The 14,839-nt window shown below is 41.9% G+C and carries 11 protein-coding genes; 1 reads left to right on the top strand and 10 read right to left on the bottom strand.

What is annotated here, in order from left to right; genetic code table 11:
* Positions 1-16: 16 nt before the first annotated feature.
* Both K7X70_RS00105 and K7X70_RS00110 read right to left on the bottom strand, forming a co-directional pair.
* The gene (locus K7X70_RS00105; RefSeq protein ID WP_222535180.1) at positions 17-511 is read right to left on the bottom strand and encodes a GNAT family N-acetyltransferase; all 495 of its coding nucleotides are present in this window, start codon (positions 509-511) and stop codon (positions 17-19) included.
* On the bottom strand, positions 508-1,071 hold the full coding sequence (locus tag K7X70_RS00110; RefSeq protein ID WP_222535181.1) for a thiamine pyrophosphokinase: 564 nt from the start codon (positions 1,069-1,071) through the stop codon (positions 508-510). Before K7X70_RS00110 ends, K7X70_RS00105 begins: the two co-directional genes overlap by 4 nt.
* Positions 1,072-1,150: 79 nt before the next feature.
* Between K7X70_RS00110 and K7X70_RS00115 the strand changes: the two genes are divergently transcribed.
* Positions 1,151-1,747, top strand: a complete 597-nt coding sequence (locus K7X70_RS00115) for an RNA polymerase sigma factor (protein WP_222535182.1) — start codon at positions 1,151-1,153, stop codon at positions 1,745-1,747.
* Positions 1,748-1,901: 154 nt separating this feature from the next.
* Here the strand turns inward: K7X70_RS00115 and K7X70_RS00120 are convergent, their stop codons facing one another.
* The 8 genes from K7X70_RS00120 to K7X70_RS00155 form a co-directional block, all read right to left on the bottom strand.
* Positions 1,902-3,224, bottom strand: a complete 1,323-nt coding sequence (locus tag K7X70_RS00120; protein ID WP_222535183.1) for a glycosyl hydrolase family 18 protein — start codon at positions 3,222-3,224, stop codon at positions 1,902-1,904.
* 24 nt (positions 3,225-3,248) lie between these two features.
* Positions 3,249-4,835: a SusD/RagB family nutrient-binding outer membrane lipoprotein gene (locus K7X70_RS00125; RefSeq protein WP_222535184.1), complete on the bottom strand. Its 1,587-nt coding sequence runs from the start codon at positions 4,833-4,835 to the stop codon at positions 3,249-3,251.
* A gap of 16 nt (positions 4,836-4,851) precedes the next feature.
* On the bottom strand, positions 4,852-8,346 hold the full coding sequence (locus K7X70_RS00130) for a SusC/RagA family TonB-linked outer membrane protein (protein WP_222535185.1): 3,495 nt from the start codon (positions 8,344-8,346) through the stop codon (positions 4,852-4,854).
* 39 nt (positions 8,347-8,385) lie between these two features.
* Positions 8,386-9,471, bottom strand: a complete 1,086-nt coding sequence (locus tag K7X70_RS00135; RefSeq protein WP_222535186.1) for a FecR family protein — start codon at positions 9,469-9,471, stop codon at positions 8,386-8,388.
* A gap of 207 nt (positions 9,472-9,678) precedes the next feature.
* Entirely contained in the window at positions 9,679-10,995 is a 1,317-nt protein-coding gene (locus K7X70_RS00140) for a sensor histidine kinase (RefSeq protein WP_255606839.1), read from the bottom strand.
* On the bottom strand, positions 10,961-12,367 hold the full coding sequence (locus K7X70_RS00145) for a sigma-54-dependent transcriptional regulator (RefSeq protein WP_222535187.1): 1,407 nt from the start codon (positions 12,365-12,367) through the stop codon (positions 10,961-10,963). The genes K7X70_RS00140 and K7X70_RS00145 overlap by 35 nt, the downstream gene beginning before the upstream one ends.
* Positions 12,368-12,408: 41 nt before the next feature.
* Positions 12,409-13,584, bottom strand: a complete 1,176-nt coding sequence (locus tag K7X70_RS00150; RefSeq protein ID WP_222535188.1) for an ABC transporter permease — start codon at positions 13,582-13,584, stop codon at positions 12,409-12,411.
* 12 nt (positions 13,585-13,596) lie between these two features.
* Positions 13,597-14,838 (bottom strand): ABC transporter permease, encoded by a 1,242-nt coding sequence (locus tag K7X70_RS00155; protein WP_222535189.1) that lies wholly within the window; start codon positions 14,836-14,838, stop codon positions 13,597-13,599.
* Position 14,839 lies beyond the last annotated feature (1 nt).

Consider the following 14,839-nt stretch of genomic DNA (forward strand, 5'->3'; position numbering starts at 1 on the left):
ACCATCTTTTATTTTATCAGATGGTCTTTTCTAACACATAATCATTCATGAAGAAACCGTTGCCAACATCAAGGTCGACGGTTTCTTTTATGATAAAGCCGGCCTTTTTATAAAACTCAGTAGATTTATTGGCACGATGTACATTTAATTCCAGGCTTTTCCCTCCTGCTGCTTTTACCTGCTGAAAAACTTCGTTGATCAGGAATTTACCGACGCCCATGCCATGAACTTCTGGCAGCACATACAGTTTATGCAGCTTATAGGCCTCCTGACTATCGCCCAGTTTGGAATAGGAAGCAAAACCTACATCTTTCGAATCAATTTCTGCAATCAGAAAAGTGTAGCCTTCCAGCAGCTGATCTAGCAAAACACCTCTGTTGTACATCATTTCTAACATATAGTCGATTTGCTCCTTACTGAGGATTCCATTATAGGTAGGCCCCCACGTGGTTTTTGCAATCTCCTGTATGGAAGGCAGGTCTTTTTCTTTTCCTTTTCTGAGCAGGATCATAACTTCTCGCTGATGAATAAATAGCTGTTATTGAAATCGAAGGTTACAAAGCCATCATTGATCACCACGAAATCTCCATTTTCATCTTGTTTCAGGTTACTGGTTTCAAAATAAGAAAGGACTTCAATATGGAATACACTGCCTTTGGGTTTCCATACGGAAAATCCAGACTTAATCGCGTACGCTTTTTCAGTTTCGGTGAATATTACAATATTGATTTCATCGATATAACTTCCCAGTTCTCTCAGCTTGGCCTTGGTATCAATCACATTGACTGCCGAATACTTTTCTTTGATCAGGTAGTCCAATACCGCGTCGAGTGCTTCTGCTTTTGCAGGAATGACTTTCGTATTTTCCTGAACAAATTCCTGGTCGGCAGGGTTCACTACGATATCTACTTTTAGTCCGAGGCTAACTATTTTCTCATACAGTGTGGCATTGACAATTAATGTCGGGCTCCACTCCAATAGCTGGCCCAGATATTCCTCATTGAACTCACCCAGATCATGGATATATAATGCTGGTTCTTGTTTTTCTCTAACGATGTGATGTGATGACATAAAGCAAATATATTGTATTTTTTTTCTTATTTTCGTTTAACTTACAAGACGCCTCTTCACACATAGTCAGCCGTAACCAATGGACGATCAGCAGCAGCAAATTATAAAAAATTGGAAGTTATTAGCGGAAGGCGAAAAACAAGGCCTTTATGCTTGTTTCAGCTATTTTTATGATGACCTCTATCGATTCGGGCTGTCCTTATACAGAAACCCGGAATTGATTAAAGAAAGCATACAAAATCTGTTTATTGAGCTTTGGCAAATTCGCGAAAAATTAAAGGAAGTGAATAATATACAGCAATATGTGTTCACCATTTATAAGCGGATTATTTTCAAAACCCATCAAACATTTGTGAGCAGTACCATTGGAGATGAGGTTTCTTTAGACGATATAGAAGAGCGGTTTATTTCAGAAAGCTCATATGAAAGTATTTTGATTGCCAGTCAGGAAGATGAGCATTTAAAAAAGAGACTGTTATATGCACTAAGCTGTTTAACGCCCCGGCAAAAGGAGATCATTCAGCTCAGGTATTTCGACTGCCTATCTTTTAAAGAGATTGCAGAGCGTACTTCATTGACAGAGCGGACGGTTTATAACACACTTCACAATGCGGTGAATGTGCTGCGGGAATTGTTGCTGTTCTTGTGTTTAGTAATGAGCGGGGAGCAGTGGTAGCATAACTGGACGCTTTGTAAAAGCATGGTAAAAGAAAAAGAGGGTTTCCCCTCCTTTTCTATACGAGCATTAATTTTCATTGTTTAATCCCATCTAAAATTCAAACCTGCTGGAGTTGCACCTACCTTCAGATTGTTCTCATTTCAGATCATTTTTATTTCAGATCTTTAGCGATCGTTCCCATTAGCGAGTTCGCTCCCAATACATCGTAATCTGCAGCCCATAAATAAGCACCTTTAAATCCGGCAGACTTAATATATTTTGCTTTTTTCTCTATTAGTGGGATGCCGTTATAGAATACGCCGAAAGCCATATTTGTGGTTTCTTTACTGAATGCCTGTGGATCATGTTTTAAAATATCGAAGTATTTCACATAATTATAAGAGCTCCATCCAAAGTTATTGCCATTGGCATCAATTTCGATATAGCGTAAACCAAAGGCAGGCATCCCTAATACAATCTTATCTTTCGGCAGCAAGCTGGTCCAGTTTGCCGCGCAGCTAACCATATAATCATAGCTGGAAGATTGCGCTCTTGGCGAACCAGGGCTAACCGCACCATCTTCAAAGGCATGCACATTTACCCAATCCGCAGCAGCAAGATTACCGTATTGACCACGCAGCCAGTTGGTGGCAACCGTGGCTGTTACAATTGATTTTGCTGGCAATGCGGCTTTCAACTCCCTGATCAGTGGCCCTACGGCGGCAATGTTTTTATCGCCATTGATGCTGAGGTCGGTCATCATGATGTCTACACCGTCCATTTTCCTTGCAGTTACATAGGCTACGACCTGCTGAACCAGGCTCGCTCTTTTTGCAGGATCAATAATCACCGCACCAAAGTCGTTGCTTTCATACCTCGACCATCCATCGATTCCGCTCAGAAATCCAGAAATCCCCATGATGACGGGAGTTTTATTGATGTGCCCTCTGGCTACCAATTCATCAGCAGCGCGGTTGGTTTGTCCAACGGTCACATCCAGCCCATCAGAATTTACCCATCCGCATTTGAAAGCCACGTGTGTTACCTTTTCCCAATCTACATCTTTTGCCAATCCTTCTGCCGACAAATACGCCAGCGCCACATTAGTATAAGGTTTAAACGTATACGTATTTGGGTTTACCAGAATACTGGAAGTCCTTGAAGTCGTTTTTCCATCGAAAGAAGCTTCCACACTGATTTTATATTCTCCACCAGCAGTAGGCGTAAAGGTAAATGCAGTGTCCGAAGACACTACTTTATCGTTCACCTTCCATACTACACTGGCCCGATCAGATGGGGAAAACTGCAATCCGGTAAAGACCGCCGACTGTCCTTCTGCAATGATGCTGCTTGCGAGGCGAAAAGCCCCATTTTTATCAAAAATCCTTGGGTAGAATTCTCCTTCATTTCCCGCATCGGTATCGTCTTTCTTGCACCCTGAAAGGATGGAAACACATAGGAAAGCAGATAACAGGATATATTTTATGTTGTTCATCTTTTATAAGTTTGGATTAAGAAATTACTGTTTATCCCACCATACACGTTTGGTCCAGTCGTCAAGACCACCGAGTGCCTGCACAGCTTTCGCTACGTTTGCCGCATTCTGTTCGGTCTCTTCTAAAGGATATTCCAATCTTCTCGGGATTTCTTTACTATTGGATTCGGCCATTACTCCAGGAATCAATTTTGGAAAATCTGTTCTTCTCCAATTGGCATAGGCTTCCTGTCCGTTAAATATTAAGGCCAGCCAAAGCTGCTCGTTGATCATTTCTATTTCTTTTCCTGGGATCAGTTTATTGCTATTGATGAAATTCGTCACTTGTGTCTCCGTAATTGGCGGAGCTCCCTGGAACAGGCTCAGCTGTTTCATGGCTGCAGCAATTCCCTTTTCATAATGGCTTTTTGCATCGCCTCCCATATTTAATCCAAAACGAATGTTCGCTTCGGCAAGTAGAAATTCTACTTCTGCATGGGTAAAGTGTAAAAATGGTGCATCGCTTTTAATCAGGTAATTTGCAAATTCTGCTTTCTGCTCTGCATTCGTGATGCGCTTCTCTCCGAAACCTGGAATTTGTACCGTTAAAGAGTTTAGCCAATCATTATAAGTGTAGCTCGCTGGCTTTACCCCTACATAACCTATTTCTGCGACCACAAGATCGGTCACATCCATGCGATCAAAGGGTTTCGAATTGACCTCTGTATAACAGCGGATCATATTTTTCAGCCTTGGATCGTTAGTTTTCACAAACTGAGCGATTAAAGTGGTGGTTACTTTTGGAGGCAGCTCGGCACTATTGATCGTTACGGCAACAGAATTTCCTCTGGCATCATCATCTTTTGACTGCACATTTTCATGCATTAATTTACAGATGTCTTCATGACTGGAGATCAGCCCTGCTGCAAAAGCTGCCTGTGCTTCAGCTTTTGCTTTTTCCGGATTGCGTTTGACCAGACGCATGGCATACCTCAAACGTAGAGAATTGGCAAACTTTTTCCAGGCTGCAATATTTCCATTGTAAAATAAATCGCCTTTGAGCTGATCTTTTGAGGGATCAAGCTGTGCAGAAGCTTCCGTCAGTTCTTTGAAAAAGTCGTTATAAATAGATTCCTGAGTATCAAATTCCGGTCTGATGATCCCATCTTTGTAGCCTTTCCCTGCTTGTTTGTAAGGAATATCACCATATAGGTCTGTCATTCTTGCGAAAAGCAGCACTTTCATAATCCTGCAAGCTGCATTGATATTGGTTTTTGAAGGATCTCCCTGACTTCTGTCTACGGCATCCACGATATTTAGGATATCATTCCCATAATTTACATTCCAAAGTGCAGAGGTATATCCTCTGTTTTTGATGTAAAACTGTCCGGTTTTCACCAGATAGATCCCTGCGGTATGTTGTATAAAGGGCATCGTTAGAATGGTGCTTACCTTTTCATTGACCTCAAAATTCCCGGAATAGCGCAGCTGTACATTTGCCAGCTGCAGGGCAGGATCCAGTCCGCTGGATTTGTGTGGATCTATATTGACATCCCCAAATTTCTTACAGGAGCTAAAAATCAGCATCGAGATCAGGACTGCGGGAATCATTTGATTAAAATATTTCTTCATGTTCGTATGATTTGAATTAAAATCTGAAGTTTAGGTTAAAGCCCCAGCTTCTTCTTGTTGGCAGGGATCCATATTCGAGCCCCTGGCCATTTCCATTGCTGTAATTAGAATCCGGGTCTACATTGGGTACGTTTTTATAAATGATGAATGGATTTCTGCTCACTACGGCTACCTGAATATCTTTTAGTCCGAGTCTGGAAGAAAAGGACGCAGGCACTCTATAGCTCAGGGTAATCTCTCTCATCTTTACATACGTCGCATCGTATACGTAAGGCTTTCCAACACCGCTATCGCTAGGATAAACATATCCCCAGTACAGGGCAGGGTCTACGGCCTGTGTATTCTCTACATATATTGGGTTTTCGTCTGTCCCTGTTTTTACAACTCCTTTCGGCACATATCCCCTTACCTTACCATCTGCGGTCCATTGGGCAAAGGTTTTTCCGGCCGTTAGTCTTTCCTCTTCCGACTTAATCCATTCTTCTCTACCTTCAAGCGTGGTATTGAGGCTGCCCCTAACCGCAGCAAACAGATTGGTCATAGAGAAAAGATCGGCCCCTTGTTTTACATCGACTACGAAGTTTAAGCCGAAGTTTTTATAATTCATCACACTGGACATCCCGCCGGTCCAGCTGTAAGTTCCCTTTCCAATTACTTCACGGTAGGTATTTCTTTTTGGCGTCAAGGATTTTTCAGGATCTAAAATCACATTGCCATTTGGATCTCTTTGTTCTTTATAGGCGAGGATGGAGCCATAAGCTGCACCAGGCATCGCTACAATAGATACACCTAACCATCTGGCATCCGAAAGACTGAGGTAAGGAATTCCATCTGCCAATGATTCTACCTGATTCACATTTCTGGCAAAATTGACACTCAAGTCCCAGTTAAAATCTCTACCAACGATTGGTTTGGTATTCAGCATCACCTCGATCCCTTTATTGGAGATCACCCCTGCATTGACAATCTGGTAGGCAAAGCCGGAAGAGATTGGTGCAGGTACTTTATTGATCTGATCCCTTGATTTTTGAGTATATACAGTCACATCCAATCCGATTCTATTGCCTAAAAAACGGAGTTCTGTACCCATCTCGTAAGAGCGGGTGCGGGTAGGTTTAAGGTTTTTATTGGGCAGAATATCCCCGGAGATTCCACCTTGTGACCCGCCATTGAAAGACAATGGATTCAATCCATAATAAAGGTCCAGCTGATAAGGATCGGTATCATTACCTACTTCTGCGGCGGATAGTCTTAATTTACCGAAAGAAAGAATGCTGTTGTCGATTTTAAACGCATCAGAAAACACGAAACTGGTGGCTACTGATGGATAAGTATAGCTGTTGTTCTGTACTGGCAAGGTTGAAGAAGCATCCTGGCGCACACTTGCATCCAGGTACAGGTAGCTTTTATAGCCTGCGCTCAATAATCCGTACACCGAATTCAGGTGTTTTCTGTAATGAGTAGGGATGATGGATTTATCGGCAAAACTATTTGGCGTCACCACATCTCTCACGGTCATATTAGTGAAAGTCATGGCCTCCCCCTTATTGCTGACTCTGGAAATACTTCCACCTAATCTGGCAGACAGGTGTAAATCTTTGGTCACCTGTTTTTGGGCCGTCAATAAAACATCGGCTTCAGTGGTGGTAAAGTTACGGTCTAGCAAGTCCAGCTGACCGGTGATACTTCTTGGTGTGCTTGGTGGAGCAAACTTTTGATAGTCCATGTCCATTTGATCCGTGGCCACCCTTCCTTGTAAATTTAACCAATCCAGGATATTATAGTTCAACTGGATGGAACCCATGAACCTGTTTTTACTGGTGGTATTTTTCATTTCGTTGATGATCCAGTAAGGATTGATGTTGTATACACCACCTCCCCATTCCAGGTAATCACCGGTTGCCGTTTTATAGGCATTTTTAAACATGCTTTGGTCAAGTGTATTTGCCAATCCGATAAAGCTGTTTCCAATATTGGAAGCATCATCTGCCAATGCTGGTCTATTGTTCACATTCTCATTCATATAGAATGCCCTGGCTTCCATCGTCAGTTTAGCTCCGAATTTTGAAGTTCCATTAAAGGTGAAGGAGTTCCTTCTCATTTTAGACTCCGGCACAATATCATTATTTCTCAAATCGGAGGCCGATAAGCGGAAAGAGGAAATGTCATTGGAGTTCGAAAAGGAAATGGTATTGGTAAAGGTTGATCCTGTTCTGAAGAAATTACTGATGTTATCTTTTACCAGTGCATAAGGTCTGTCGATGCCATCAAAAGAGGCGGTCATCAATCCCGGATCAATTTTAGGTCCGAAGTTCTGGCGTAAACTCGTTCTCGCCTGGTCAGGTGTCAGATTCAGTAATTGGTTATTCCCCTGTCCGTACTGCGTTTGATACCCATCAAAAGTAGTCAGCTGATTTTCCAATGTGGAAGTGCTGTTAAATTCTATCCCCAGTCCTTTGTCTCCTTTTCCCTTTTTCATAGTGATCAGGACAACGCCATTTGCGGCTCTGGAACCATATAATGCGGAAGCGGAAGGGCCTTTCAGGATACTGATCTTATCTACATCATCCGGGTTGATCGCCGAGATGGCATCGCCAAAATCTACACCTCCTGGATTGTCTTTTCCACCTGCTTGTCCGTAGTTGGAATTGTCCATCGGGATTCCGTCTACGACATATAAAGGCTGGTTATTTCCGGTGATGCTGGTATTTCCCCTGATGATGACACGGGAGGAACCTGCAGGTCCACCAGCGGTACTATTGATGATCAGACCGGGTACTTTACCTGCCAATGAATTGATCACATTGGTTTCACGGGCTTTTTTAAGTTCTTCACCATCCACCTGTGATACCGCATAACCCAGAGAACGCTCTTCTCTTTTGATCCCCAATGCCGTGACTACTGCTTCCCGAAGTTCAGTCACTTCTTCTTTCAGCACCACATTGATGTTTTTATCGAGGTCGTTTGCTGTGATGCTAACCAATTGGAAGCCGATCATTTTAAAATGAATAACATCTCCCTTACTTGCGGTAATAGTAAATAAGCCATCACCATTGGTCATCGTATTTTTTCCGGTCGCTTTATTGGAGACAGCTACACCCGGCATTGGGCTATTTCCCGCATCAGTTACTTTTCCGCTCAGGTTAAATTCTCTTCTTGACACTGGTTTGTCTTTATTAGACCGTACCATAATGGTTTCCCCATTGATCTGATAGCGAATATCGATCTGCTGAGAAATCGCATCAAGTACCTGATTGATCTTCCATTTATCGGCGGTCAGGTTAATTTTAGCCGTTTCATCCAGATCTAATGGGTTGTAAGAAAAATGCACATTTGCTTCTTTCTCAATCTGTTTAAAAGCAGTTAATAAGGTGGCTTGTTTCCATTTAAAAGAATAGACTTTATCTTTCGATTGTGCAAATCCTGATAAGGAAACAATGCATATAAAACACAGGCATACTTTAAATAAAAGGCCATAGAAATAGTAATAACATGGTAAGTTTTTGTTCATGCTGGTTAAAGGTTAGTTTATTTGGTTATTGTTGGTTGCTTATTCTACGAAGCTGAGTTCTACACGATCTCCGTTAATGACATAGGTAAAATGGTTAGAGAAACCGATGGCACTCAGCACTTCGGTGAGGCCTTTTCCATAGAATTTCCCGGTAAAGGCGATCGGCTTTTTAGGTTCATTTTTAGCCGTAATTTCTATTCCGTAAGTTTCTCTTAACAAGGATTTGATCTCTTGAAGAGAAGCTTTGGAGAAGACGAGATTGCGGTTGTTCCAGTCGTCGATTTTCTGGCGGTTAAATGTTGTTTTCACTAATTTACCGGCATCAGCGCTGATGTCTACCTGTTCACCCGGCGACAAGACCAATTCTTCTTTTACCTGCTGATTGACGATCGTACCCACACTTACTTTTCCGGTGTTCAGCATTACAGAAGTTTCATTTCTTCTACTGTAGTTATTGATTTTAAAAGAGGTACCGAGTGCAGTGGTCGCGGTTTTTCCTGTGATTACGATGAAAGGTTTTTCTTTGTCTTTGGCGACTTCAAAAAAGGCTTCTCCGCTTAACCAGAGAATCCTGTTGTCCTCATTATAATTCGGATCCAGTTTTAATTCCGTCAGTCCGTTGATGGTTACTTTACTGCCATCGGTTAGGGTGATGGTTTTACGTTCGTTATAGGCGGTTTTAATGGTGATGCGCTGGCTGCTTGCCGCAAGTGCAGGAATAGTGGTTCCATATTCCTTTTTATCCAGCAGGGCATAAGTACCGATAGCAATGACAATTGCTGCGGCCACAGTTATCCATGAAGTTTTGGTTTGGAACCAGAGTTTTCTTATGATCGGCTCCGGGCTTTCTATTTCGTGTATTGGAACTGCTGCTGGGCTGTTTTCTTCCAGGCGATCGATCGCCATTTTCAGCTTATTCAATTCCTGTTGTTTTTCTAAAGGATCTACTTTTACAGCCAGTAAGAAAAACAGCGTTCTTGCTTTTAGGATTCGGTCTTCTAATTCCGGGTACGTGTTTCTAATATGCTCCCAATATAACACCGCCTTCTGGTCATTTCCTAAACAATAGTTCAGGAAAGTATCTTCGGTTAAAAAGTCTTCTACAGCGTAAGCGGCGTATTTCATTCTGGTTTGTCTTTGGTTATAGCTACAAGTGCAGAGCGCAAGAGATTTTTACCAAAGAATTTTAAAATATATTTTCAGGAGGTTTTTTACACTGGAAGAAAACCCCTTTAAAACAAGGATAGGTCGGTTTTTACCGGCCTATCTAATGCTAATTATTAATTTATGTTTTATGGATTTCTAGGAATAAAATCAGTCACACATGGCAAATTATGAAAAGTTTATAGAAAATTCCGCCCCTGCTTGCTCATGATCAGACAGATGAAAAGGGAAATTATGTTTGAGGAGTACATCCTTGATTAGGGTGAGTCCGATACCTTGCCCATCTGCTTTAGTACTAAAAAACGGGCTAAATAAATAAGCTGATGTTTCCGTAGAAATTCCTTTCCCATTGTCGATGATGCGCAATCTTTTTGGTTCGTTCTCGGTGATAAAAGTAATGACACCCTGAGGCTTAGTTCCAATTGCTTCTATTGCATTTTTAACGATATTGATCAGTACCTGCTCGAGTTGCAGCTGGTCTGCCAAGATGATTAAAGGCACCTGATGCAGGTTAAATTCAAAGCTGATGTTTTGCACTCTGGCTCTTTCCGTCCATAAGGTGGCCACTGAATAAATCAATTCATGGAGATCCATGTACTCTTTATCAGGTTCTGGTAAACGAACCAGATCGGCAAGGTTCCGCATAAAGATATTCAGGTTCTGATTGCGGTCTATCGCAACCTGCAGCGCATTGCCGAGGCTGCTGCTACCGATTCGTTCCGTTTCCATCCCCAATGCAGAGTCAAGAATAGAGTTTACCGGCCCGATCGTATTGTTTACTTCATGTGCCATCATACGGATCACCTTCCCATAACCTTGCTTCTCCGCAATGAGGAGTTCATTGGTCAGTTCCTGGATGATCACAAAATGTCGGGGGAAACCCTGATCTACAAATTCGGAAACCTGGATTTTATAGGACTCTGCTCCTCCTTTCAGGATTGCCGATCGTTTCTTTTCCTTTAACAGCACGCTGACTTCGTCAATAATGGGATGGATAATGTCTTTTAGGAACCAACCTTCGATTGGAATGGCATGCAGTATTTTTTTAGCCACTGGATTTACCATCTGGATTCGATTGTCGTGGTTCAGGATAATGATTCCCACTGGAGAATGGTCAATGAGCTTATCTAAGAAGAAGTGCTGCTGCTGCTGCAATGTTCTTTCTTTTCTCAACTGATCAATCATCTGATTATAGACTTCGATCAATTGATCCATTTCAAGTGTTCCGGTTTTCACAAATTTAACGTTGAAATCGCGGTCAACAATTGCATCTGCTCCCTGAACCAATAAGTTTAAAGGTCGGATCATCTGGTTGTATAGCTGCCAGGAAATCAAGATAGAAATCAGGATCAGTACTTCTGACAACAAGAAATACACTTTGTTCTTCTCGAAAACAAAATAGCTTAAAAACAAGGCGATCGCATGTATAATGCACACGAATAATAGGTATTTAGTCCGAAGTCTCATCGTTGGGATTGCGCTCATCGTAAGGAATGTTAAATTTCTCCAGTCTGCGGTATAAGGCGCTTCTGGTAATTCCTAAAGCTAGTGCTGCTTTAGAAATGCGGTTCTGGTGGAATTCTAAAGCGCGTTTGATCATCAGAATTTCAGTTTCTTCCAATGTCATTGCGCCTACATCCGGGAGCTTTGATACTTGTAATACAGGTTGTTTTTCCAGCTGACTACTGAAATCTGCAATCTCTAAAAGATTTGTTCTACTCACCAATACCGATCTTTCCACCATATTTTTCAGCTGTCGGATATTTCCTGGTAATGGCAATTTCTGCAGCCATTTTACCGCTGCCGGACTTACCTGAAGATCTGGTCTATGGTAAAGCTGTCTCATATTGTCCATCATGAAGTTCAGCAGCAATGGAATATCTTTCGCTCTGTCTCTTAAAGGTGGAAGTTTTAAAGTGATCAGGTTGATACGGTACAGCAGGTCTTCTCTAAAAGTCCCTTTTTCTACCATTTCTGCCAGGTTCTTATTGGTGGCACAGATTACACGTACATCTACCATTTTTGTACGGCTGCTCCCTAAAACTTCATAGCTGCGGTCTTGTAATACCCGCAGCAGTTTCACCTGACTGCTGGCATCGAGATCTCCGATTTCATCTAAAAATATAGTGCCCTTATTGGCCATTTCAAACCTGCCAATCCTGTCGTTTCTCGCATCGGTAAAAGCACCTCTTACGTGTCCGAACATCTCACTTTCAAACAAAGAGGTAGAAATCCCACCCAGATTCACTTTAATAAACGGCCTGTTTCTACGCAGGCTATTTTGATGAACGGCTTCTGCGATCAGCTCTTTACCGGTACCACTTTCGCCCGTAATCAATACGGAGGCATCGGTTTCTGCTACCCTACCTGCAATTTCCAATAGCTCCAGCATCTGCTGATCTGCGGCAACAATCGACTGAAAATCATAAGCACTATCTAGTTGTTTCCTGCTCGCTGGATGGCTATGCTCCTGATGTTTTGCCTCCTGATCCTTTAAACTGATCAGCGTTTTTATCGATTGCAGCAGGTGTTCATTATTCCAGGGTTTATTGATGAAATCATTTGCCCCGAGTTTCATGCCCTGAACAGCCAGATCTATGCTTGCCCAGCCCGTGATCAAAACTACTGGCAAAAGCGGCTTCATGGTTCTGATCTCTTTGAGCAAGGCCATTCCTTCTTTACCGGAAGTATCAATTGAAAAATTGAGGTCCAGAATCACTAAGGAGATGGCTTCATTTTTGAGCAGCGCGATCCCCTCCGCAGCATTTACTGCGGACCTGACTGGATAGGATTTTTGCTCCAGCAAAAGCATCAGTGAAGTACGAACGCCTATATCATCATCAATTATCAGGATCATCGGCTAAGTATTGTATAGGTAAGGCTAAATCAAAAATATCTTTATTCTTCATGTAAAGCAACAGCAGGATAAATTGACGCCGCCTGTTTGCCCGGATATAAAGCACAAATGATCACCAGCAGGTAAATAAATAGAATGGCAAAAAGCTGTGCCAGCAAATATACGGAAGCGGGTAGGTCGAAAACATCCAGTAGTGGAAATTGTACGGCAAAGAAAGATCCGATGATTAATGAAAAGGTGGCGATCACCAATGCTTCACCTACCAATTGCCCGGAGACTGAACCTGCAGTCGCGCCTATTGCCCTTCTCAATCCAATTTCGGCCCTTCTCTTATTGATGTTGTACCAAAGCACACCGAAAATACCCAGCGCAACATTGATGATTAAAAAGCCAGCTACTATGAAAAATATCACAATTGGAACGGTAATTTCTTTATTTTTCTCCACCTTCATATCCGATAGGTCTTTGATCTCCAGATTGGTGCTTTTTATCTGTGAGGCGATTGCTTTATAAATTTTACCTTCAAAAGCAGCCCCCATTCCTGGTGCTACCCGGATCAGCATTTTATTCATCCAATTGATATTTCCAGTATCAATACGGGTATAAATTGCCGGCTCCGTGGCCTTAAAATCGCTTTTATCTTTCAGGTTCTGAACTACACCGATTACTTTTAGCTGCTGGTTATCTTTATCAATTACTTTCCCAATGGCGACAGTATTGCCAAACAATTTGAGTTTTGCCGCTTCATTCAGCACTACTGGCACTATAGCAGTAGCATTGTCCTGAGCATCAAACCACCTTCCATTGATCATACTGACACGAAGAACTTCCTTATAAGAATCCTCCACATTAAAAATTTCAGTAACCTGCTCTTTATCTTTATACCTAACTGTAGTGTTGATATAGGTGTCTGAAAAAGGAACATTGCCGCTGGTAAAAGTCATTGATTTTATGCCAGATTCCCCTTTGAGCATCGTTCTTAAATCTTCCTGAAGCATCCCTACAGAATCTTTATGTTTACTTACTTTGAGGCCTCCCAAATCCACAGACCAAACTGATTCATCATCTAAACCACTTGGGATCTTATAGATTTGGTAATTGTAAACCAATAACGTGAAAACAGCGAAGATGACCATAAAGGAAATCAGGATCTCTGAGATGAGCAGAAAGTTCTCTTTCTTTTTATTCCAGATCAGTTTGAATAGGTGCTTTAACATATCTTTTATTTTTTAATTATTGGCTTTTAAAGCAGTAACAACATTTAGTTTAGACATTCTCCAGGCGGGGTAAACACCAGACATCAGGCCGAATACCAGGCAGGCGAGTAGGCTGTAACACAATACGCGGAAGTTAATTTGCATGTTCATATTGGCGATAATGCCACTGGAGTTTAGCATATGGATCATTACCACCGATAGCAGCAAGCCAATAATGGCTCCCAAAACCGTCAGGATCATGTTCTCTATAAGAAACTGCCCGATCAATGTTCTGCTGGAGGCACCGAAAGCTTTTCTTACACCAATTTCTGAAGAACGCTCCATAATTCTGCTCACATTGATATTCATCAGGTTGATCGTAGGCAGTAATAAAAACAGAAAGACAACAGCTCCAATTAAAAGGTAAAACCGATCTGTCGCTGATCCTTCAGTAACTCCGAAATAATATTTTGTAAAGCTGTCCAGATAATTATCAGCAAGACCGGTCAATATATCCTGTCCCTTTTCATTATGCGGCACCTTTTTTAATAGCTGCTGATATTCTGCTTGAATTGCAGGCAGGTCAGCGGCTGATTTGGCCAATAAAGTCACCAGGTAGCTCCCCATTAAATTTGTCCCTTTTAAGCCAGACCTAGCCAGGGTATAAGGAAGGTACACATCAGAATGTACGTAAGTAACCGTAGAAGGAACGGTTTTAACGATTCCAATCACCTTATATTTCTCATTGTTGACTTCCAGGTATTTTCCGATTGCAGGCGCATCTTCCCCAAAGTATTGGTTACTGAAATGCTTAGAAATCACAGCCACCTGCGCCGCATTTTTCAATTCCTCCTCATTAAAAGGCTTACCTTCCAGAAATTTGAATTGATAAACCTCCCAAAAATTCACATCAGTATGCATGATGTCTAATTCTAATTTCCTATTGTTCGGATAAGCATTAGTGGTACTCCGGTAGGAGTGTAGAGCCATCTTTTCCGGCGTTTTCATCTTAGTTACAAAATCGTTGATAAAATAGAAACTCACTGAGCCCGACATGGAGTAATCGCCTTTCAGAGATTCCAATTTCAAAGATTTGATAAACAATTCCCTGGATCGGTTTACATCCGGGTAGTTTGGGCTGATCATTGCCTCCATAAAAGCACTCAGCACAATCAGGGTGGTCAGGGTAAGGCTGATACCAAACAAACTGATGAAGGTGAAAAACTTCCTTCTTTTCAACACCGCAATGGCGATTTTAAAGTAATTTTTAAACATA

The organism is Pedobacter polysacchareus (genome assembly GCF_019802255.1).
Taxonomy (GTDB): Bacteria; Bacteroidota; Bacteroidia; order Sphingobacteriales; family Sphingobacteriaceae; genus Pedobacter; species Pedobacter polysacchareus.